25 protein-coding genes are annotated in these 20,575 nt (G+C 66.0%); 11 read left to right on the top strand and 14 right to left on the bottom strand.

Annotated elements, in window-relative coordinates:
* Positions 1–33: 33 nt before the first annotated feature.
* Both NDI54_RS12045 and NDI54_RS12040 read right to left on the bottom strand, forming a co-directional pair.
* Entirely contained in the window at positions 34–948 is a 915-nt protein-coding gene (locus tag NDI54_RS12045) for a cation diffusion facilitator family transporter (RefSeq protein WP_310896685.1), read from the bottom strand.
* Positions 949–1,036: 88 nt separating this feature from the next.
* Entirely contained in the window at positions 1,037–1,579 is a 543-nt protein-coding gene (locus NDI54_RS12040; RefSeq protein ID WP_310896684.1) for an HIT family protein, read from the bottom strand.
* Between the two features lie 242 nt (positions 1,580–1,821).
* Here NDI54_RS12040 and NDI54_RS12035 point away from each other — a divergent pair, with 242 nt between their 5' ends.
* Positions 1,822–2,019, top strand: coding sequence for a DUF7835 family putative zinc beta-ribbon protein (locus tag NDI54_RS12035; RefSeq protein ID WP_310896683.1), 198 nt, complete (start codon positions 1,822–1,824; stop codon positions 2,017–2,019).
* 290 nt (positions 2,020–2,309) lie between these two features.
* Here the strand turns inward: NDI54_RS12035 and map are convergent, their stop codons facing one another.
* Both map and NDI54_RS12025 read right to left on the bottom strand, forming a co-directional pair.
* Positions 2,310–3,206, bottom strand: a complete 897-nt coding sequence (map, locus tag NDI54_RS12030) for a type II methionyl aminopeptidase (RefSeq protein ID WP_310896682.1) — start codon at positions 3,204–3,206, stop codon at positions 2,310–2,312.
* Positions 3,207–3,248: 42 nt separating this feature from the next.
* Entirely contained in the window at positions 3,249–4,091 is an 843-nt protein-coding gene (locus tag NDI54_RS12025) for an isoaspartyl peptidase/L-asparaginase (RefSeq protein WP_310896681.1), read from the bottom strand.
* Positions 4,092–4,242: 151 nt separating this feature from the next.
* Here NDI54_RS12025 and icd point away from each other — a divergent pair, with 151 nt between their 5' ends.
* The gene (gene icd / locus NDI54_RS12020) at positions 4,243–5,505 is read left to right on the top strand and encodes an isocitrate dehydrogenase (NADP(+)) (protein ID WP_310896680.1); all 1,263 of its coding nucleotides are present in this window, start codon (positions 4,243–4,245) and stop codon (positions 5,503–5,505) included.
* Between the two features lie 198 nt (positions 5,506–5,703).
* On the opposite strand, the gene NDI54_RS12015 is transcribed toward icd, so the two are convergent.
* Positions 5,704–5,931 (bottom strand): DUF7860 family protein, encoded by a 228-nt coding sequence (locus NDI54_RS12015; protein WP_310896679.1) that lies wholly within the window; start codon positions 5,929–5,931, stop codon positions 5,704–5,706.
* Between the two features lie 81 nt (positions 5,932–6,012).
* Between NDI54_RS12015 and NDI54_RS12010 the strand changes: the two genes are divergently transcribed.
* The gene (locus NDI54_RS12010; RefSeq protein ID WP_310896678.1) at positions 6,013–6,240 is read left to right on the top strand and encodes a hypothetical protein; all 228 of its coding nucleotides are present in this window, start codon (positions 6,013–6,015) and stop codon (positions 6,238–6,240) included.
* Between the two features lie 31 nt (positions 6,241–6,271).
* Here NDI54_RS12010 and NDI54_RS12005 read toward each other — a convergent pair whose 3' ends face one another.
* Entirely contained in the window at positions 6,272–7,069 is a 798-nt protein-coding gene (locus NDI54_RS12005) for a hypothetical protein (RefSeq protein ID WP_310896677.1), read from the bottom strand.
* Positions 7,070–7,106: 37 nt separating this feature from the next.
* Entirely contained in the window at positions 7,107–7,445 is a 339-nt protein-coding gene (locus tag NDI54_RS12000) for a cupin domain-containing protein (RefSeq protein ID WP_310896676.1), read from the bottom strand.
* 372 nt (positions 7,446–7,817) lie between these two features.
* On the opposite strand from NDI54_RS12000, the gene NDI54_RS11995 reads away from it, so the two are divergent.
* Positions 7,818–8,342 carry a DUF5817 domain-containing protein gene (locus NDI54_RS11995; protein ID WP_310896675.1) on the top strand — a complete coding sequence of 175 codons (525 nt, stop codon included), beginning with the start codon at positions 7,818–7,820 and terminating at the stop codon, positions 8,340–8,342.
* Positions 8,339–8,689 carry a hypothetical protein gene (locus NDI54_RS11990; protein WP_310896674.1) on the top strand — a complete coding sequence of 117 codons (351 nt, stop codon included), beginning with the start codon at positions 8,339–8,341 and terminating at the stop codon, positions 8,687–8,689. Before NDI54_RS11995 ends, NDI54_RS11990 begins: the two co-directional genes overlap by 4 nt.
* Positions 8,690–8,713: 24 nt before the next feature.
* Here the strand turns inward: NDI54_RS11990 and hmgA are convergent, their stop codons facing one another.
* Together hmgA and NDI54_RS11980 are read right to left on the bottom strand one after the other, a co-directional pair.
* Positions 8,714–9,931, bottom strand: coding sequence for a hydroxymethylglutaryl-CoA reductase (NADPH) (gene hmgA / locus NDI54_RS11985; protein WP_310896673.1), 1,218 nt, complete (start codon positions 9,929–9,931; stop codon positions 8,714–8,716).
* A gap of 132 nt (positions 9,932–10,063) precedes the next feature.
* The gene (locus NDI54_RS11980) at positions 10,064–10,483 is read right to left on the bottom strand and encodes a hypothetical protein (protein WP_310896672.1); all 420 of its coding nucleotides are present in this window, start codon (positions 10,481–10,483) and stop codon (positions 10,064–10,066) included.
* Between the two features lie 224 nt (positions 10,484–10,707).
* Here NDI54_RS11980 and nadA point away from each other — a divergent pair, with 224 nt between their 5' ends.
* Genes nadA through nadC form a run of 3 tightly spaced genes read left to right on the top strand, consistent with a single transcriptional unit; the run spans position 10,708 to position 14,281 of the window.
* Positions 10,708–11,835, top strand: coding sequence for a quinolinate synthase NadA (gene nadA, locus NDI54_RS11975; RefSeq protein ID WP_310896878.1), 1,128 nt, complete (start codon positions 10,708–10,710; stop codon positions 11,833–11,835).
* Positions 11,836–11,837: 2 nt separating this feature from the next.
* The gene (locus tag NDI54_RS11970; protein ID WP_310896671.1) at positions 11,838–13,460 is read left to right on the top strand and encodes an L-aspartate oxidase; all 1,623 of its coding nucleotides are present in this window, start codon (positions 11,838–11,840) and stop codon (positions 13,458–13,460) included.
* Positions 13,460–14,281, top strand: a complete 822-nt coding sequence (nadC, locus tag NDI54_RS11965; RefSeq protein WP_310896670.1) for a carboxylating nicotinate-nucleotide diphosphorylase — start codon at positions 13,460–13,462, stop codon at positions 14,279–14,281. The genes NDI54_RS11970 and nadC overlap by 1 nt, the downstream gene beginning before the upstream one ends.
* A 7-nt stretch (positions 14,282–14,288) precedes the next feature.
* Here nadC and NDI54_RS11960 read toward each other — a convergent pair whose 3' ends face one another.
* Both NDI54_RS11960 and NDI54_RS11955 read right to left on the bottom strand, forming a co-directional pair.
* Complete coding sequence (locus NDI54_RS11960) at positions 14,289–14,780, bottom strand: pyridoxamine 5'-phosphate oxidase family protein (protein WP_310896669.1); 492 nt, start codon at positions 14,778–14,780, stop codon at positions 14,289–14,291.
* A 92-nt stretch (positions 14,781–14,872) separates the two neighbouring features.
* A complete protein-coding gene (locus NDI54_RS11955; RefSeq protein ID WP_310896668.1) occupies positions 14,873–15,607 on the bottom strand; it encodes a bifunctional helix-turn-helix transcriptional regulator/GNAT family N-acetyltransferase in 735 nt (244 codons plus the stop codon).
* Positions 15,608–15,791: 184 nt separating this feature from the next.
* On the opposite strand from NDI54_RS11955, the gene NDI54_RS11950 reads away from it, so the two are divergent.
* Positions 15,792–16,460, top strand: coding sequence for an RNA 2'-phosphotransferase (locus tag NDI54_RS11950; protein ID WP_310896667.1), 669 nt, complete (start codon positions 15,792–15,794; stop codon positions 16,458–16,460).
* Between the two features lie 17 nt (positions 16,461–16,477).
* Here the strand turns inward: NDI54_RS11950 and gpmI are convergent, their stop codons facing one another.
* The gene (gene gpmI, locus NDI54_RS11945) at positions 16,478–18,037 is read right to left on the bottom strand and encodes a 2,3-bisphosphoglycerate-independent phosphoglycerate mutase (protein WP_310896666.1); all 1,560 of its coding nucleotides are present in this window, start codon (positions 18,035–18,037) and stop codon (positions 16,478–16,480) included.
* A gap of 171 nt (positions 18,038–18,208) precedes the next feature.
* Between gpmI and NDI54_RS11940 the strand changes: the two genes are divergently transcribed.
* Positions 18,209–18,601, top strand: coding sequence for a DUF7522 family protein (locus NDI54_RS11940; protein WP_004593761.1), 393 nt, complete (start codon positions 18,209–18,211; stop codon positions 18,599–18,601).
* A 55-nt stretch (positions 18,602–18,656) separates the two neighbouring features.
* Positions 18,657–19,907 carry a DNA double-strand break repair nuclease NurA gene (locus NDI54_RS11935; RefSeq protein ID WP_310896665.1) on the top strand — a complete coding sequence of 417 codons (1,251 nt, stop codon included), beginning with the start codon at positions 18,657–18,659 and terminating at the stop codon, positions 19,905–19,907.
* A gap of 6 nt (positions 19,908–19,913) precedes the next feature.
* Here NDI54_RS11935 and NDI54_RS11930 read toward each other — a convergent pair whose 3' ends face one another.
* Positions 19,914–20,216 carry a DUF7521 family protein gene (locus NDI54_RS11930; protein ID WP_310896664.1) on the bottom strand — a complete coding sequence of 101 codons (303 nt, stop codon included), beginning with the start codon at positions 20,214–20,216 and terminating at the stop codon, positions 19,914–19,916.
* A complete protein-coding gene (locus NDI54_RS11925) occupies positions 20,216–20,566 on the bottom strand; it encodes a winged helix-turn-helix domain-containing protein (protein WP_310896663.1) in 351 nt (116 codons plus the stop codon). The genes NDI54_RS11930 and NDI54_RS11925 overlap by 1 nt, the downstream gene beginning before the upstream one ends.
* Between the last annotated feature and the right edge of the window lie 9 nt (positions 20,567–20,575).

The raw sequence follows: 20,575 nt of genomic DNA, 5'->3' as shown, positions 1-20,575 counted from the left end.
ATGCTATCTGATGGCACGGCAGCTATTAAAACGTCATTCCAGGTCAGCGAGCCGCTCGACTTCCTCGTCGTCTTTCCACTCACCAAGTTCCTTCGGGTCGACGTGGACGAACACGTCGTCGACTTCCGGGAGTTCCTCGATAGACTTGATGACCGCCGTCTCGATGTCGTGGGCCTCGAACAGCGTCAGATCGCCCTCCACCTCGATGTGGAGACTCACGTCGATCTCGGGGCCGACGTAGTGGGCGATAACGTCGTGTGCGCCCTGAACCTGCGGGTGGTCGAGGGCGCGCCGGAGGATTTCCCGGCGGAGGTCTTCCGGCGGTGCGCCGCCAACGAGGTAGGTAACGTTGTCCTGGACGACCTCGATACCGGTGTAGATGATCCCGACGGCGACGACGAGTGCGGCCAGCGGGTCGGCGATGGGGTAGCCGATCATCGCACCGGCGACGCCGACAAGCGCCGCCCCCGCAGTGAGGATATCGTTGCGGTTGTCCTTCGCCGTCGCCACGAGCGCCGGGGAGTTCCGGTCCGTGCCCGCACGCAGACAGTACCGGTAGAGGCCGTACTTCGCAGCAGCCGAAAAGGCAAGCACCAGCACGGCGGCCGGCCCCTGTGTCACCGAGATGTTGCCGGTCAACAGAGCGTTTCCGGCGTTCCAGAGGACGAAACCGCCGGCGGCGAAAATTCCTGCGGCGACGAACAGCGAGACGAACGGCTCGATGCGCTCGTGACCGTGTGGGTGCTCGAAGTCCGGCGGGCGCGTCGTCAGGTAGAGTCCAGCGACGATGACCAGCGAGTAGGCGGTGTCGGCGGCGCTGTTGACCGCTTCGGACTGGACGGCAAAGCTCCCAGTTGTGAGCCAGACGCCGCCTTTCAGCAGGACGAGGAGGAGATTCACGCCGAGAACGAGCAGGCCGACCCGTCTGAGCGTCGCGCGGCGTGACATTGCACCACCGTTGTCGGGCCGCCGTCAAAGCCGCTTCGACACCGGATGAACCGCCACAGCATCTGTCCAGCAGCCACACCCGGCCGTCTCAGTCGATGCGGACAGCTTTGTCTTTGTCTTCAGGAGCGGTCGTCCCGTCCTGTGACGCGAACGCGGCGTACAGTCGGTCGTAGGTGTCTTCAACGGCCTCGACGATGACCTTCGTGTCGCTGATGACCGGCATGAAGTTGGTGTCGCCGTTCCATCGCGGCACGATGTGCGTGTGGAGATGGTCGTTGATGGAACCGCCGGCCGCGGAGCCCCCGAGATTCAGCCCGGCGTTGAACGCGTCCGGGGACAGCGCGGTTTCGAGGGCGTCGAAGGTCCGCTGTTTCAGTCGGGCGTGATCGAGCAGCGTCTCGTCGTCGAGGTCGCCGTATTCGCCGGTGTGGGTATGCGGGATGACCATCACGTGTCCGGGGTTGTACGGGTAGTTGTTCAGCAGGACGAAGGCGTGCTCGCTTCGTGCCACGAGGTTGTTCGCCCGGTCGTCGTCCTGGCCCTGAAACGCACAGAACACGCAGTCCACGTCGGGGTTCGTCTCCTCGCGTTCGACCCACTCGATGCGCCACGGTGCGAACACCTTGTCCATACTTCCGCTTGTCGAGCCACCAGCAAAAACGGCGTGACTGAGCGCGCAAAGCACATATATAAAATTGTTGGCCGTTCACGCGTCCAGGTGGCATTTTACGGCTCGACAGAGCCGGGTGAACGTTTTCGCCGATTCTGTGCCCGTCTTCCACAAAAATCGGCTACCGTATGGCGATAAACAGTCTGAACGGACCAGAACGGAAGGGGGTTTTTATGCTGTCTTCCCGGTTTGTCCCAGGTGGGATGGCAGCGATAAACGACGGCGTTGACATGGCTGAACACTGCTCGGCGTGTGACCGTGAGACACCGCACGCGGTGCGTGTCCAGATACAGACAGAATCAGATAAGCGCGAGAACGCGGCGTTTTCCCGAGAGCCGTACCGGGTCAGCGAGTGTCAGGTCTGTGGCACAACCACGTCAACGCGGATGAACAACGCCTGACCATCCCCACACCCCACCCCATCGTTTCCGTACGCCACGTGGTCTCTGACTGCGTGGCCCACACACCCCCACCCCACCGTTTCCGTACGCCACGCGGTCTCTGACTGCGTGGCTCACACACCCCCCACCCCACCGTTTCCATACGCCACGCGGTCACCGACCGTGTGGCATGCACACCCCTTTCCATCACACCCTTTCAGACCGAACATGGAGTGCTGCCGCTCTCGACAGTCAGTAGCAGTAACATAGCCGTCGACCCGTTGACGCACCGTATTCGAAAACGCAGTCCGCTACCGCGAGCGGGTCGTCACTTCACAGCCGTCCTCGGTGATGATGACGGTGTGTTCCTTCTGGCTGACGTAGGCCCCGTCCTGTTCCTTGAGCACCGGGTACCCGTGGACGATGTCCTGCTGTTTCAGCCGGCGGAGCGCCATCTCCGCGCGGGGCGAGTCGAGCCAGCGGGCAGCGAAGGGGAGGGTCCGATACTCCTCCGTGATCTGGTCGAGGACCTGGCGGGCCTGGCGGTTCCGGACCGATCCCTCCCGCTCGAGGGCGAAAATCTCCTCGTCAGCTCCCTCTTGGACCTTTCCGCGGCCGTCAGTTGCGAAGGGCTCGATAGCGACCACGTCGCCCACGTCGAGCGTCGCGCCCTGTGCGACCTCGCGGTTCGGGATGTTCGGCGACGTGTGCTGCTCCCAGTGGCCCAGGCCGTGACCGGTGAGGTTCACAACGGGGTTGTAGCCGTACCCCTCGATGACCTCCTCGACGGCCGCGCCGATCTGGCCCACGTCGACACCGGGGCCGGCAACGTCCAAGGCGGCGTCCAGCGCTTCGGCGGGCGCTTCGGCGAGTTCGTCCTGTCCGGAGAGGTCCACGGTGACGGCGGTGTCGGCGAGCCACCCGTCGACGTGGACGCCGATGTCGAGATTGATCATCTCCTCGCCGAAGGTCGCGTCGTCGTCGCGCTCGGGCGTGGCGTGGGCCGCCTCCTCGTCGATGGAGATGTTGACCGGGAACGCGGGCTTGCCGCCCAACTCCCGTATCTTGTCCTCGGCCCACTGTGCGACTTCGAGGTGGGAGACGCCGACTTCGACGCGCTCGGCGGCCTCGTCGCGTACCTGTGCTAGAATCTCGCCCGCTTCGCGGCATTTCTCGTACTGCTCGGCATCGAGGTCCACGTCGGTCATGCTCGCCGGTTAGTCGGTGGCGGGCAAAGGGGTTTCCCTCTGCTATCTCCGTGCGGTTTGCATCGCGGCGGTGTTCCGCTCGGCCCCGGCGTGACCGGCGTGGTCGAGGACGATGACGCCGGCGCGGCCACCGGTCGCGTCCTCGAAGTCCGCAATCGCCTCCTCGGCGGCCTGCCGCGGGCCGTAGGTATCGAGCATCTCGACAGCGTGGCGGGCCAGCCCGAACCGGGCGATAGCTTCCCCCTCGCCGGTCACACTTGCGCCCCCGCGGTCGTCCGCGTAGAATCCCGCACCGATCTGGGGCACGTCGCCGACCCGGCCCGCCAGCGCGAACCAGCGTCCGGCGGTCGATGTCGCCGCCGCGAGCCGGTCGCCGTCGGTTGCGACAGCGCCGACCGTGTCCGTCCCGGTAAAGTGCTCTCGCACCCATTCGAGATGGTCGGCGGGGCCGCCGTCGGGCGGGTCGGCGTCCGCATATCGCTGGCGCGTCTGCTCGGTCGTGAGATCGCGACCGGTCTCGACGCCGAGACCCGCCGCGAAATCGACGGCTTCGTCGCCGGCCAGCAGGACGTGTGGCGTCTCAGTTGCCACGGGATGGGCCACATCCGCCGCGTGTACAACGCCAGACATTGCACACACCGCACCGGCCTGGCCGTCGTCGGTCATCAGACCAGCGTCGGTCCGGACCTCGCCGTCGCTCTGGATAGCCCCACCGATGCCGGCGTTGAACGCCGGGTCGGATTCGAGCGGGCGGAGCGCGGTCAGCACCGCATCCATCGGCCCCTCCGACCCCGTTGCCCGGGCAGCGGCGTCGGTGAGGGTTTCCTGCCGGTCAGCCGGTGCCTCCGGGGGACTGCCCGCGCCGCCGTGGACGATGACGTGCATGCGTGACCTGTTGACACACAAACCCATATCAACTCCGACTGTGGCGTTGATGCCGTGCCGGCGTGGGGTCGTTGTCCTTTCTTTACGCACCGTGTTACCACGTCTGACGCAAAGCGGCACGCCTTTAGGGGCGACTGTCAATTGGCGGAATATGGGCTACGACTACGACAAAGTGGAGGTTCCCGACGAGGGACAGCAGATTCAGGTCACTGAAGACGACGAACTCGACGTTCCGGAGAACCCGATCATCCCCATCATCCACGGGGACGGCATCGGAACAGACGTGGGGCCGGCCGCACAGAAGGTGCTCGAAGCCGCCGCGAACGCTACCGGTCGGGATATCTCCTGGATGCGCGTCTACGCCGGCCAGTCCGCCCGGGACAAGTACGACGAGAACCTCCCTGATGACACCGTCGAGGCCATCAAGGAGTTCAACGTCGCTATCAAGGGGCCGCTGACGACGCCGGTCGGCGCTGGCTTCCGCTCGCTGAACGTCGCGCTCCGGAAGACACTCGACCTCTACGCGAACGTCCGCCCGACCTACCACATTGAGGGCGTCCCGTCACCGGTCAAGGACCCCGAGGAGATGGATATGGTCACCTTCCGGGAGAACACCGAGGACGTGTACGCCGGCATCGAGTGGGAGGCCGGCACCGACGAAGTCGAGGAGGTCAAGGAGTTCGTCGAGGACGAGATGAACTTCGACGAGACCATCCACGACGGCCCGGTCGGCATCGGCATCAAGCCGATCACCGAGTTCGGGACCAAGCGCCTCGTCCGCGAGGCCATCGACTACGCCCTCGAAGAGGACAAGGACTCGGTCACGCTGGTCCACAAGGGCAACATCATGAAGTTCACCGAGGGTGCCTTCCGCGACTGGGGCTACGAGGTCGCCGAAGAGGAGTACGGCGAGCACGTCATCACCGAGGACGAGCTGTGGGACGAGTACGACGGCGAAGCGCCCGAGGACGCGCTCGTTGTCAACGACCGTATCGCCGACAACATGCTCCAGCAGCTCCTGACCCGTACCGACGAGTACGATGTCATCGCGACGATGAACCTCAACGGGGACTACATGTCCGACGCCGCCGGCGCACAGATCGGCGGCCTCGGCATCGCCCCCGGTGCGAACTTCGGCGAGGCCCGCTGTCTCGCGGAGCCGGTCCACGGCTCCGCCCCGAAGTACGCCGGCGAGGACAAGGTCAACCCGACCGCGATGATCCTCTCCGGCCGCCTCATGCTCGAATACATGGGCTGGAAGGACGCCGGCCAGCTCGTGCGTGACGCCGTCGAGGAGACCATCTCCTCCGGCAACGTCACCTACGACCTCGAACGCCAGATCGAGGGCGGCACGAAGCTCGCCACGAGTGAGTTCGCCGAGAAGGTCGTCGAGAACATCGAGAAACTTGCGTAAGTAAGTTTCTGGGCTCTGGCGGCGAAGCCGTCAGAATATAGAGAAGCTCGCATAAGCGAGTCGTCGCTGACCACCCGGGTTCTACCTTTTTATTGCGCGTACCAGATCGAGACTGGTACGTAGAGCGGCCACGCTGTCAGGAGAGCGATGCTGTAGCTCGTGTGGCCAATATTCGATGATCGTGGAAACCCGGAAGCGTTACTCCGTCAGCGGAAGGAGGACGCCGAACACGAGCGGCGAGAAGAGGCCGATGAGGATACCAAGCATTTCCATGTCGATCAGCAGCGTGTTGCCCCAGGCTGGGAGTGTCCCGAGGACGGCGTGGCCGCCGACTTCGCCCGCGATTCCGAGCAGGAACAGCCCGACGCCGAGCAGGAACCCACGCTTTGCGAGGACGGCGTAGTCTGCGTTCCAGCTGTGACTCATACAGGTCCGTTCTCGTGAGCCTACTAAGCTTTCTCGGATCGAAAAAGCTACAACCGGGTTCACACTGATATCTTCGCACACATGGTTGGCTCAGAATCGGTTCCGGAACTACTCGAACTACTGCTCTCGACGCTTCTCGCAACCGCACTGACCGTCGGAGGGGCACTTACCGAACGGGCCGCACTCGCCGATCTGTCCGGCGGCATCTCCGCAATCGCGGTCTGGGAGGTCTACATGGGACTGGTCCTCCTGTACGCCGGCTACACGCTCGGGACCCGACGGGTGCTGCCCGCCATCCGGAGCGCCTAACGGTCGTCTTTGCGGGATTTCGCGGTGTCGCTTACTGCCGGCCTGACCGCCGGGTGGTGTTTGCGACCCAGCCCGGCTTGTCCACTGTCGTAGCTCCGATCTTTGTCACCCTGATGTCCTGTTTGACACGGACCCACCGCTCGCTCCGCTCAGCGTCGAAAGCAAGCCGAAGTGCCGTGACGGTCCCGTCGTGCCTGACCCGAAGTCGGACAGAGACGTTCCGGGGGTTACTGACGAACAGCGGCGTGATGAGCCGGTCCGGGTTCGTGAGGCGAGTCCCGGCGAGGATGACACTCCCGTCGGTCCGCCTTGCGACGGAGAGGTCGACAGCCTCCCCAACACCCAGTATCGTCCGCCGCTCCGAGAGGTCAGAAACCGGGCCGTCGTCGCGGACGGTCCATGTGACCCGGTGGGGCCGGTTCGCCCGCTCGTCGTACTGGGCCGCGACGATGGAGCCGTTGGTCCAGTAGTCGATGCGGGTGGTGAAGACGTTCAGTTCCGTGCCGTTCTGGTGGAAGTGGCCGGCGTATCTGGTGCTGTTCGCCGCGACGGAGCGCGTGTGGTTGGACCGCCGAAGGACCGTCCCGTTGCGGTCAGTGACCCGCTGGCGCGTGACCAGCGTGTAGTTCGTCGTCGCAAGCGTTCGCGCGTGAGCGCTGGCGAGAGCCTGCGGAACGACCGCGTCATCGCTCACGCCCGGCGGATAGCCGGCTCCATCGGTCGGTACCGGTGCCGGCGTGACCGTCTCGGGACTGTCCTGCTGGACGAACCCCGAGCAGCCGGCAAGCACGAGCGCAAGTGCCACGACAGCGGCCACTGCCCGAGTCATCAATTGGCATACGGTCGCAAGCCACAAACAGTTGTGGTTACTCTTGCCAGTCCGGATCCGTTCTGGGCGGGCTGAACACGTCGATACCGCGGACCGGCTCCTCGCCGTCGTTGCGAGCCTCGTGGGGCTCTTCGCTCGGGATCACGTAGGAGTCGCCGGGGCCGATAACGTACTCCTCGCCGTTGACGTGGAAGGTAAAGGTCCCCGTGGCGACGTAGCCGACCTGCTCGTGGTGGTGGCTGTGTTCCGGGACTGCCGCGCCGGGTTCGATGTGAAACTGCTGGACGCTCATCTGTTCGCCGACCGCCAGCTGTGTCAGGTGGACGCCGTCGACCGCTTCGACCGTCTCACAGGCCGCCTGTGGTACTTCCTCCATGCGCTTTGGTGTTGGTCGGGCTCCACCTAAGCGTTCGTCCGCTCGCAACAGTTGTTGCTGTCTTGGTTCGTACTGATGCCAGCCAGAACGCCCCCGCGCTATCGAACTCCTGCGGCTCTCACGGTTCGCTTCGCTCACCGTTCGGGTAACCGCGGCGCTTCGCGCCGCGCACTCGTTGCGCTCCTCGGCCAAGGCCTGCGGTGCTTACGTCGCCGGGGTTCGCCGATAGCGCGGCCCCTTTCAGTCCCACCCAACGTGGATTGGCCAACCGATTACGGGCAGGCTTTCTGGCTCTCGCCACTGTCCGAAACAACACTCACTCCGGCGTTCGCTGTCGGTGGATTCAGTACCGTCCGGCCCTGACAGAGAGGCATGTACGCGGTAGTGGGGTGTAGCGACTGCAGTGCTTTGTGGGTCACCGAGGGGCAGCCGGAGACGACCCAGTGCCCGCGGTGTGGCACGCGCCGCAAGCACGCAAAGCGCCGAAAGTTCGTCGAGACCGACGACGAGGCCCACGCACGCGAGGTGCGGGCGTCGATGCTGGCGAACCGGCAGGGAGAGGGCGACGCCTTCGCGGAGCTTGACTCCTACGCCGAGATGGAGCGGCAGGTCGACGACGCGGGGGTGGACGACGAGACGTATCTCGGAGATTCGGGGGTGGACACCGAGGCCGTGTCGGCGGCCGCGGACCGCGCCGAACAGGGGGCGACGGGCGGGTCGAGCCGCAAGGAAACGGTCACGAACGCGCTCCGAGATCTGGACGAGCCGACGGAGGACGACATCGTGGCCTACGCCGAGGAGCGGGGCGTCCCAGCGTCGTACACCAGGAAGGCGCTGCAAAAACTGGTTCGCGCCGGCAAGGCATCGGAAAGCCGGGGGCAGTACCGACTGCTATGACTGCGACGCTGGACCTGGAGCCCGGCCCCGTCGCCGTCGGCTCGCTGGTCGGACTCGCTGGGCTGCTGTTTCTGCTCACACCCGTGGTCGAACCTGTCGCCGTGGGTTCACTGCGGGTGAGCACGGTCGCGCTCTCGGCGGTCGTCCTCACGCTCGGGTTCGCGCTGGGGACGGTCGTGTTCGCCCGGCGGGGCCGGCGGTTGTTCGCTATCGCTCATGGCGTCTTCGCCGTGGCCTGGGCGCTGTTGGTGCTCGGTCCGCTGCTGGGCCGGGAATGGCTCCTGCTCGCCGGCGTCGTCGTGCTGGTGGCTGGGGCTGGGTTTCTTGTCAGCCAGAGCCGGCAGTGATAGCGAACTGACGCAGAGACGGCGTTACCGTCCGAGGTCGGCGTGTGCCGAAGACAGATGGCGCGAGGACAGCGCCGCGAGCAGAGAGAGTTCGCCTGCGAGTGCGCCAGCGGCGATGACCTCCGCGAGCGCGTCGGCGTTGCTGCCGGCGGGGTCGCCGCCGCCGCCGTACCCCAGCACGTCCAGCGCTTCGGACTGGGTCGGCAGACCCGTCCCGCCGCCGACAGTGCCGACCTCCAGCGACGCGATGGTGACTGAAGCGTACAGGCCGTCCTCGCGGGCGTCGACCGTCGTGATTGCGTTGCTCCCCTCGACAACCTGGGCCATGTCCTGCCCGAGCGCGAGGAAAGCCGCGGCGACGACGTTGGCCGCGTGGGCATTGAACCCCAGCGCGCCAGCTTTTGCCGAGCCGACGAGGTTCTTGCGGGTGTTGGCCTCGACGATGGCGTCGGAGGTGGTGTCCAATCGCTCCTCGACCTGCTCGTGGGGAATGAGCACGTCCGCGGCGACGGTCCGGCCACGGCCCTCGACAGCGTTGATGGCGGCGGGCTTCTTGTCCGAACAGAGGTTGCCCGACAGCGCCACGAGGTCGGCCGGCGTCTCGGATTCGATGACATCGCAGGCCGCCTCCGTGGCGATGGTCGCCATGTTCATCCCCATCGCATCCTTGGTGTCGTAGGAGAACCGGAGGAAGACGCTGTCGCCGACAACGTAGGGCGTCACGTCCTGCAGTTCGCCGTGGCTCGTCGTGGACTCGGCGGCGTCGGCGAGGACATCGACGTGCTCGCGGACCCAGGCCGATACCTCGCCGGCCTCGGCCACGTCCTCGACGCGGAACACCGGCGCGCGGGTCATCCCGGATTTGAGCACGCGAGCGGTCGCGCCGCCGGCAGTCCGGATTGTCGAGACGCCGCGGTTGACAGAAGCCAGCAGCGCGCCCTCGCTGGTCGCCAGCGGGAGGTGGTGGTCACCCTCGGCGGCCCCGCCGTCGACGGGCAGCGGGCCGACGACGCCCATCGGGACCTGCGCCGCGCCGATCATGTTCTCGATGTTGCTCTCGGCGTCGGCGGCGTCGAAGGTGTAGTCGCCGACCGCCGAGAGGTCCGCGCCGGTCTCCTCGGCCAGCAGGTGTCTGCGGGCCGCCGCCGCGGTGTCGGCGTCGGCGTGATCTTCCAGTTCGTAGAGCCGCAACTCGCCCTCACGGACGCGCTCCGCGAGCGCGACGGCGTCGGAGTCGGTCATACTGACCGGTGTGCGTTCGGGACCCCTAACAGTTGCTCTTGCGGGTCAGCCATCCGGACCGCTGTCCTCGTGTCACGCCGAGACTACCGGACTGCGGGCAGTCGATGCGGGCGAGACGAACAGCGGTCCGTCTCAGTCGTCGGCCGTCGGCATCCCGGTCGGTCCGCTCCCAGTCCCGCCGCCCTCCTCCGTGACCGTCACGTAGAACATGATGAGCATGGACGCGATGAGACAGCCGCCCCAGAGGAACCCGGTCGGCATGAGGAGCGCCACCCCCGCACCCTCGCCCAGCCAGACGATGCCGGGGATGCCCCACTGGCCGGCGACGTACAGCCCCGTGACGGCCGTCCTGAGGTTCCCCGTCACGCCCAGCGCCGGGACGGCAAAGCCCATCACAATGGCCAGTATCGACAGGACCCCCAGGTGCGCGTGCCCGCCGATCATCCAGCCCGGAACCCCGCTCCCGCCCGAGAGGAGGACGAACTGGTACATACCCACAGTCATCATCACCGCCAGTCCGAGGAAGCCGGAAGCTTTGAGTGTGCGTGTCATACACAAGCAAATATATTTTATGCAACAATAACGTTTGCTCCCTTCCCCACCACCCGTTCCAAATATTCTCTCTCAATATTGGTTGGTGATAACTCATATCATAACTGAACAACACCGCAGGTACAGACTCCGATGTTCCCCACAGAGCAGTATTGAAGATAAAATCTTTTCAATGCCGTAGTACGAACGCTAATTCACCCACAGGTGGATACACCGTGCCAGAAATGGAAACCGCTGCGTTCGAAACCGACCTCAGTCTCTTCAAGTACGACAACCTCGAACAACTTCCCCCCAAATACCGGGAACTGGAGAAAAACGAGCGAACGGAGCGCATCAAGAGCGCGCTCGACGAACTCGGCGACGATGTGGTCATCCTCGGCCACAACTACCAGCGCCAGGAGATCGTCGAGCACGCCGACTTCATCGGTGACTCCTACCAGCTCTCGAAGGAGGCCGCCGAGTCCGACGCCGACTACGTGATCTTCGGCGGCGTGACGTTCATGGCCGAATCCGCGGACATCATCACGGACGATGACCAGTCCGTAATTCTCCCGTCGATGGAGGCGTCCTGCCCGATGGCCGGCATGGCAGAGGCGCTGCAGGTCGACGCCGCGTGGGCGGAGCTGACCGCGGCGCTGGACGACGACGAGGAGATCATCCCCATCACGTACATGAACAGCTACGCCGACCTGAAAGCCTTCTGCGCCGAGCAGGGCGGCCTGGTCTGTACCTCCTCGAACGCTCACAAAGCGTTCGAGTACGCCTTCGAGAGGGGCGATAAAGTCCTGTTCCTGCCCGACAAGCACCTCGGCGAGAACACGGCCCACCGGCTCGACATGGCTGACGAGACCGTCGAGTGGGACCCGTGGGACGCCGAAGGCACCGACGCCGCCGACGCTGTCGAGAACGACATCATCCTCTGGGAGGGGTACTGCCAGGTCCACGAGCGGTTCCGCGAGCACCACATTGAGTCCATCCGCGAGGACTACCCCGACGCGAACGTCATCGTCCACCCCGAGTGCCGCCGCGAGGTCGTCGAGGCCGCCGACGTGTCCGGCTCCACGTCGACCATCTGTGAGTCCGTCGCCGAGGCCGACCCCGGCGAGACGTGGGCCATCGGCACCGAGATTCACCTCACCCATCACCTCCAGCGGTGGCACCCCGAGGTGAACGTCGTACCGCTGTGTGGCGAGGCCTGCATGGACTGCAACGCCATGCGCCAGATCGACCCGAACTACCTCGCGTGGGTGCTGGAGGAACTGGTCGAGGGCCGGGAACGCAACGTCATCGAAGTCGCACCCGAGGAGAAGGACCTGGCACAGGTCGCGATGGACCGGATGCTGGAAATCTAACCATGACAGACGACCCACTCACGACGGACGTACTCGTCGTCGGCTCCGGGATCGCCGGGCTGGCAGCGGCGCTCGCTGCGGCCCGCGAAGGTGCCGACGTGACACTGGCGACGAAGGCGACCCGCCCCGAAGGGGCCTCCTCCTGGTGGGCCCAGGGCGGTATCGCCGTCTCGCGGGACACGCCGGAACAGTTCAAGCAGGACATCATGGCCGCCTCGGACGGCACTGCCGACCCCGACGCCGTCGACGTACTGGTCGAGAACGCGAACGAAGCCGTCGAGGACGTGCTGCTGGAGACGCTGGACGTGGAATTTGACAGCGTCGAGCCGCGCTCGATGGGAACGGACGAGCGGGCGTCGGAGACGCCCGTGAGTCAGACGGGTTTCGACTTCACCCGCGAGGCCGCCCACAGCGAGGACCGCATCCTCCACGTCGACGCCTCGACGGGCAAACACATTCACGTCCCGTTCCTGAACTACGTCGCCGACCACGACGGCGTAACGGTTCTGGACGACACCGCTGCGCTCGAACTCATCCGCCACGAGGGCCGCGTTCACGGCGCAATGCTGGAATCCGACGGCGCGGTAGACCCCTGTTTCGCCGGCAGCGTCGTGCTGGCGACCGGCGGCATCGGCGACCTCTACCCGCGGACGACGAACCCCGACAACACGACCGGGGACGGCATCGGCATGGCCGCACTCGCCGGGGCCGAAGTCGAGGATATGGAGTACGTGCAGTTCCACCCGACAGCGTGCATTAGCGAGCCGCGGAGCGGCTCGGACGGAGGCGGTGGAACCGCCGGAGCAGACGACGCCGACAGCGCTGATGTGGCGTTCCTCGTCAGCGAGGCCGTCCGCGGCGAGGGCGGCCTGCTGCGCAACGGAGAGGGCGAGCGGTTCATGCCCGACTACCACGCCGACGCCGAACTCGCGCCCCGCGACGTAGTTTCCCGGGCAGTCAAAGCCGAGCGGGAGGCGACCGGCGAAGTCACGCTGGACGTTTCGCCGCTCGATTTCGCCGCGGAGTTCCCGGACCTCGCAGACAATTGCGAGGAACACGGCATCGACTGGGAAGACGGCATCCCGGTCGCGCCCGCCGAGCACTTCCTCTGTGGCGGCATCAGCGTCGACGACCGCGGCCGGACGACGCTGGACCACCTGTACGCCGTCGGCGAGTGCGCCCGGACCGGCGTCCACGGTGCAAACCGGCTCGCCAGCACGTCCCTGCTCGAAGGGCTGGTCTGGGGCCTGCGAGCCGGCGAAGACGCCGCCGGGGCCGAGCCACAGCCCATCGAAGCGCCGGAGTTGCTCGAACGCGACCCGGACCTGCCGGAGCAGTTCGCCCGCGACAAGTTCCAGCGGCTGACCCGCGTGATGGACGAGTCCGTCGGCGTCGAGCGCGACCCGGCCGACCTCCAGCGGGCGATGGCCGTCCTCCGCCGGCTCAAGGGCGAGGTCGACGCCTACGCCCGCACGCGGACCAGCCGTTCGCTGTACGAACTGCGCCACGCCAGCGTCACCGCCCTGCTGGTCGCGCGCCACGCCGCCGAGAACGAGGAGAGCGTCGGCACGCACAACCTCGTGGACGGCGCGAGCGAGGACCCACCGGAGTCCACGGCCGACTGATGCTCACCGACAGCGATGTCGAGCGGTGGCTCCGCGAGGACGTGGGCCACCACGACGTGACCAACGACGTGCCCGGAACGACGGAGGGCCGGCTGGTGGCCAAGGAGGGCGGCGTCGTCGCCGGTCTCGACGCCGCGACCGCGGTGTTCGAGTATCTGGACTGCTCGGTTGAAACGCCGGTCGACCCCGGGGACGCCATCGACGCCGGCGACGTGGTGTTGCGAGTCGACGGCCCCGCCCAGTCCGTACTTCGGGGCGAGCGCGTCGCCGTGAACGTCACCGGTCACGCCTCGGGTGTGGCGACGAAGACCCGCGCTGCCGTCGACGCGGCAGAATCGGCAACAGCGGAGCCCCCACCCCGCATCGCTGGCACCCGCAAGACGACCCCGGGACTGCGCGGCATCGAAAAGCGGGCGGTGGCGGCCGGCGGCGGCGACACCCACCGGCTGGACCTCTCGCACATGGTGATGGTCAAGGACAACCACATCGCCGAGATGGGCCTTGTTGCGGCCATCGAGCACTTCCGCGAGCGGGCCTCCGTCGCCACGAAACTTGACGTGGAGGTCGAGAAGCCCGAGGACGCTCCGCGGGCCGCCGAAGCCGGCGCGGACATCGTCCTGCTGGACAACATGTCCGCCGTCGAGACCCAGCGGGCCGTCGACCTCGTGGCAGCGGCCGACGCCGACGCACTCACTGAGGCCAGCGGCGGCATTACTGTCGAGAGCGTGCCGGCCTACGCCGAAACGGGCGTGGACATCATCTCGATGGGGGCGCTGACCCACTCCGCGCCGACGCTCGATTTCTCGTTCTGGACTGGGTGAGTCCCGGTTACTCCGGCCGACTCGACGAGGATTCAGTTCTGAGTTCCGGCGGGAGTTCGAGTTGCTTGATACCGACCCGGTCGTCGATCCGGAACCGGTACAGCGCTGTGGCCTCCGTTTCGGCCGCCCGTTCGAACACGTCGGGCGTCCAGGAGGTGTCTATCTGTTCTTCGATTGCGCTGCGTTCGTCGTCGGGAACTCGCTCGATGGACCCCGTCAGCAGGACGCTGCGCCAGTTGAACGTCGTTTCGATGTCGTAGACGAGAAACCGGGCAACGTCCGCGTGGTCGCTCGCGGTCACTTTCCGGCTGTCGGCACCGAGAACGTACACGAAGTAGAGCGCGGACTCGCCATCGTACCAGAAACTGAGCGGGCGCAGTAGCGGTGCGGAATCTGTCGGGACGCCGAGCACACCGACGCTCTTTCGTTTGAGGGTCTTTTCGATGTCCTCACTGTCCATCTGGAGCATCCCGTAGTCTTCCAGTTCGGCAACTGTCATGCCGCTACTTGTCGGCAGATAATCATAAAGCCATAGGGCACTATCGACGGCCGATCCGGTCGGCAGGCCCTGGCGCTCGGCGTCACTCCGTCTCAGTCCAGCCGGCGGGCGAGCATCACTTCGTCGACCAGTTCCCCCCTGATTTCGTAGTGGTCGGCGCGGACGGCCTCGACGGACCAGTCCGACTGTTCGAGGAAGTCGATAGCCCGCTCGTTCGTGGCCGGCAGGCTGTTGTACACCTTCCGGCAGCCGCGGCTGGCGGCCCATTCGACCCCGCGGTGCAGCAGATGGCTGCCGATCCCATGCCGGCGGTAGGTCGCCAAGACGCCGAGCGTGAGTTCGGCCATCGACGCGAGTTCGTCAACTTCGGACATGGTGACGTGGACCCAGCCGACGACATCATCGTCGACGGTAGCGACGAACACGGCGCGACAGCGGTTGGGACACCAGCGGACGAGCGTGTCCTCGTAGGCCAGTTGCTCGGCCATGCCGGCTGCAACGATGTACGGCTCCTCACTGGAGACCTCCCGGATCGTCCCGACGACGCCCGAGAGGTCCGACGGACGTGAGGGCCGTATCTCGTAACTGACGCCGGCCTCGTAGTGTTCGGCCGTCTCGCCGTGGTGGAGCGCGACGGTGAGCTTTCCGTCCTCAGTGGTCTCGATGAGGTCGTCGCGTTTGAGAATGGAGACGTGGTGCTGGAACCGTTCCGGGTCGACGCTGATGGTTTCGGCCACCTCGGCGGGTGCGACGGGGCCGTGCCGTTCAACGAACCGATACACGTCGGCCCGGTCGCCGCCGAGTTCGAGGTCTGTTGGGGACGGCATTTCGCTACGGGCAATTGATGACTGTATCCACTTGAAAATACCCGGCGTTCGTGCCAGATAATTCAGGCTATATCGGGGGTAGCGACGCCATGGCCGCCAGCAAGCCGTCGCTCGTCTGTCGGTGCTTGTGGCTCCCCAGGCCGGGCGCGTGACGCTTTTGTGCGGCCACGATCCATCCCCAACTATGCCAGACGCGGTCCGTCGCTGTCCCGAGGACGGCTTCTTCGAGGGCGAACCCTGCCCGGTCTGTGACAGGACGGGCACGAGCGTTCTCGACGGCCCGCGGCGACGACAGCTCTCGAAGTTTGTCTCCGGCGCACTCAGACACTTTCCCGAAGACGCGGGCATCGAGTTGGACGAGGCGGGGTGGACTCCGTTCGCGTCCCTGCGCACCGCAGTCAAGCGAAAGTACGACTGGGCCGACGGCAAGGCGCTGACGGGTGTTATCGCCACGGACCCGAAGGGCCGGTTCGAGCGGACGGGAGTCAGTGATGAATCGGGCACGATAGCCACTGACAGCCGCGTTCGGGCGGCGTACGGCCATTCGGTCGACGTGACCCTCGACGCGACCGACGACCCGGTCCCGGCGACGCTGTATCACGGGACCGCCCCGCGGAACGTCGCGTCGATACGCGAGGACGGACTGCAGCCGATGGGCCGCCAGACGGTCCATCTCTCGGAATCCGTCGCGGCGGCCCGCGAGGTGGGGCGTCGCCACGGCGACACCCCCGTCGTGTTCGTCGTCGACGCAGACGCGATGCAGACCGACGACCGCCGAATAGCCAAACGCGGGAGCGAGACGTACACGACCGACCGCGTGCCGCCGGCGTACCTCTCCTTGCTGGAAGAATAGCGTGATCGCGTCGCCCGTTACTCGACCAGCGGCGTGCCGGTCATCGCGTCCGGCTGGGCGATACCCATGAGCATGAGCATCGTCGGCGCGAGGTCGGCCAGCGTCCCGCCGTCACGGGCGGTCCGGCCGCCGGCAGTCCCGTCAGGGCCGAGATAGATGAACGGGACCGGATTGGTCGTGTGGGCCGTGTGCGGATCGTCTTCGGTGCCCATGTCGTCGGCGTTGCCGTGGTCGGCGCAGATGAGGACGTGGCCGCCGGCGGCCTGAATCGCCGCGACCAATCGGCCGAGTTGTTCGTCGACGGCCTCGACGGCAGTCACCGCCGCGTCGAAATCGCCGGTGTGACCGACCATGTCGGGATTGGCGAAGTTCAGTACCAGCGCGTCGGGGTTCTCCGTCTCGATGAACTCGATAGCAGTGTCTGCCAGTTCCGGCGCGCTCATCTCCGGTTGCAGGTCGTAGGTCGCCACGTCGGGGCTGTTGACGATCTCCCGGCTCTCGCCGTCGAACGCGACCTCGCGGCCGCCGTTGAGGAAGTAGGTGACGTGGGGGTACTTCTCCGTCTCGGCCAGCCGAATCTGTGTCTTTCCGGCCTTCGAGAGCACCTCGCCAAGGACATCCTCGGGCTGGTTCGGCGGGAAGGCGACCGGCAGGTCGAACGTCTCGTCGTATTGGGTCATCGTCACCAGCCGGGTGTCCGGCGGCTCGGTGTCGGCCCCCCAGTCTTCGGGCCGGATGTCGCCGAGCATGCGAGTGAGTTGCCGGGCGCGGTCCGAGCGGAAGTTGAAGAAGATGATCGCGTCGCCGTCTTCGAGGCCGGCGTGGTCGCCGACGGTCGTTGGCTCGATGAACTCGTCGGTGGTGTCGCGGGCGTAGGATTCGGTGGCCGCCGTGACGGCGTCGCCGGCGTGGTGGTCGCCCTCGCGGTGAACGATGGCGTCGTAGGCCCGACGAGTCCGCTCCCAGTTCTGGTCGCGGTCCATCGCGTAGTACCGGCCACAGACGGTGGCGACGTGGCCGGTCCCGTGTTCCTCGGCATGGGACTGGAGGTCGGCGAGGTAGTCCTCGCCGCCGGTCGGCGAGGTGTCCCGGCCGTCAGTGAAGGCGTGTGAAACGGCGTCGGTCCCGCGCTCGCCGGCGAGTTCGATGAGCGCGTGGAGGTGGTCCTGGTAGGAGTGAACGCCGCCGTCCGATACGAGGCCCATGAAGTGGACCCGGCCGCCGTGCGCTTCGGCGTGTTCGAAGGCAGACAGAATCGTCTGGTTCTCGAAAAACGGCGGGTCCTGTGCGGTGGCATCGGGCGGCGACTCGCCCCGCGAGCGGGCGATACTATCGCTGACGCGAGCGGAGTCCTGCTTGACGACGCGGCCGGCCCCAATGTTGAGGTGGCCGACCTCGGAGTTGCCCATCTGGCCCTCCGGGAGGCCGACTCGGCGGCCGTGGGTGGCAAGCGTCGACGCTGCGCCCGTGTCACGATACCGGTCGAAGTTCGGCGTGTCGGCGGCGGCGACGGCATCCCGGCCGTCGTCGTCCGGGTTCAGGCCCCACCCGTCCAAGATGATGAGTCCGATGTCCATATCCAGTGGGTCACGCGACCGGCCTAATACACTGTCGGTAAGGGGGAGAACGTGACGGTCGATAATGCGGAATTCAGCGGCTCTGGTGGTGCTATCCCCCGCCTCCGGCCCGCTATCGGTGTCGGTACCGGGAACCCCGAAATTAAGAGGATGGCCCGTCTTCAGTCGGGTATGACGCGGAACATTCTCTCGGACGATCTGGCCGACGCAATCGTCACGACAGCCCGGACGGCGACGGGCGATTCGCTCCGGTCAGTGACGTATTTCACACGTGCGAACTTCGAGCAGCTCTACCTGCGGGAGGACCTCGAACAGGACGCCGACCTCAACGACTTCGTCGGCCACGAGTGGCAGGGGTACAAGCAAACCAAGAACGCCTACCAGGAGTCCGAACTGGGCGACTACCGCTTCACCGTCCGCGCGTTCTCCAACGGCTACTTGCTCCGGGCGACGACCGAACGCCAGGGCGTGCTCATCACCACGGACGGCCTGACGATGCAGTCCTACGAGGAGATCGCCGAGGCCATCGAACGCCTGCTTCGCGAAGAATCCGGCAAGGAGTGAACGGCAACTCGGCGGGCGACCAAAGGGTTATGCCCCTTCCCGCGAACGCACGGGCATGACGCTGGACCCGGTCCACGTCGACGGGATCGCCAAGCTCGCCGGGCAGGTCCGCGAGACCGTCGAGACGAGCGACCAGGAGGCGGCCGCCGAAGACGTGTGGGACAGTTTTCTCGACCCGCTGTGGCAAGACGGGACGAAGATTCTGGCGCCACTGGACGAGCAGCGCCGCCGGAAAGTGCCAATCGAAGACATCGCGCTCGCGGACCCACCGTTTCCGACCCAGCACGGCCTGGATTCGGGGACGATCAACCCCACGACGTTCAAGAACGGGCTGGTGCTGGATGTGGCACAGGCGGCGATGGGCAGCGTCCCCTCGGACATCGAACTGCACCGCGGCCGGACCATCATCATGGCCGTCCACTCGAACGACGCGACGTTGGGGTTCGACGGCGAGTGGCAAGGCGGGGACCGCGGCTACGCCAAACGGCGCGTCCTCGACGTGCCACAGGTCGACCGCTACGAGCAGCGGGTCGTCCACGCGCTGGCGCTGTACCTCGCGGAGAGCCAGCACGCGCTGACCAACGCCGACATGGTCGAGGACCTGTTCATCCTCGACGGGCCGATCTACCCGACCGGTGTGCTCCGCTGGGCCGACCGCGACACCGAACTGGCCGACCTGCTCGCGGAGGACGACCGCCCAAAGACGGTGGTGAACAACTACGTCGACCTCGTCGAACGGTTCGTCGAGCGGGACGTTCCGATGGTCGGGTTCATCAAGAACTCCTCGACGAAGGCGCTCACGCGGGCGCTCCGTCGGAAAACGAACGCCCCGTGGGTGAACGACACCGCCTTCTTCCGCCGCATCCTGGAACGTGACGACGACGACGGCGAGCGACAGGCAGACTATCTCACTGCGACGAACTGGTTCCGCTCGCGGGCCGGCACCGACGGTATCATGGCCGCCGACGGGGACGCACTGGGCATCGAACGGTCGCTCGACCCCGAGGCCTACGAGGTGACGTTTTTCGTCCTCTACGACCCACGTTCCGACCTCGTGTTCCGCGTCGAGGCACCCTACGCGTTCACCAAGGACCCGGAGTGTCGCGCCAAGCTCACACGGCAGATACTCCACGACGTGGCCCGTGAGCAGGGACCGCCGCTGGCTATCGGGAAGGCCGACGAGTTGGCGAAGATCGACCGGCAGGGCAGCGAAGAGCTTACCCGCCGCATCGAACGAACCTTCGAGACCGACCGGGAACGGGAGTACAACGACATCCGGTGGGGAGCCGTCGAGGAGTCGTTCTGAAGCGTGCTATCCGCGGCGGGCCAGAACGATGGCGTACAGGAGGACGAGGAGCCCGACGAGTTCTGTGATAGTGCCCGGAAGGGGAAACACCATTCGCGGGAGTACCTGCACTGCACTAAGGGTAACGAGGTACGAGACGAAGGTGAGGAGGCTGATTCCGACGGCCAGCGCGAGCATGGAGCGGGTCCGCCGTCGACGGTAGCCAACGAGCGCTAAAGCGGCAATGAGCAGCCCGATCCCCGTCTGTGCGAGGTGGAGCGCAGTGTTCACGGTGACCCACATTTCGCCGGAGAGGCCGGCAAACTCCATCAGAGCCCCTCCCAGAGGTCCACCAGCGCGTCGGCGAACTCGTGGGTCGTCGACTCGACGGCGAGGCTGACATCGAAGGTCCCGTCGGTGAGACACACGGTGAGTTCGTCCATCTGTGCCTCGTACACGTCCGGGTGATGGCCGTCGTCCGCGAGTCGCGTTCGAGCGGCGACGAGGCCGCAGTCCTCAAGCGCGTCGAGGCGGCGATACACGGTCGAGAGTGACATGTCGCAGTCGTTGCTGAGTTCAGTTGCAGTCATCGGTCTGTGACTCGTGGCTGCAAGGAGCGCGCGAGCGTATTCGTCGTCGAGGAGGGCGAACACCTCGGTCGGGGACGGATCCTCGGCCACGCGCAGTGG

It is taken from the genome of Haloarcula terrestris, from assembly GCF_031624315.1.
Lineage (GTDB): Archaea > Halobacteriota > Halobacteria > Halobacteriales > Haloarculaceae > Haloarcula > Haloarcula terrestris.
This window is presented reverse-complemented; position numbering and strand designations above follow the sequence as displayed.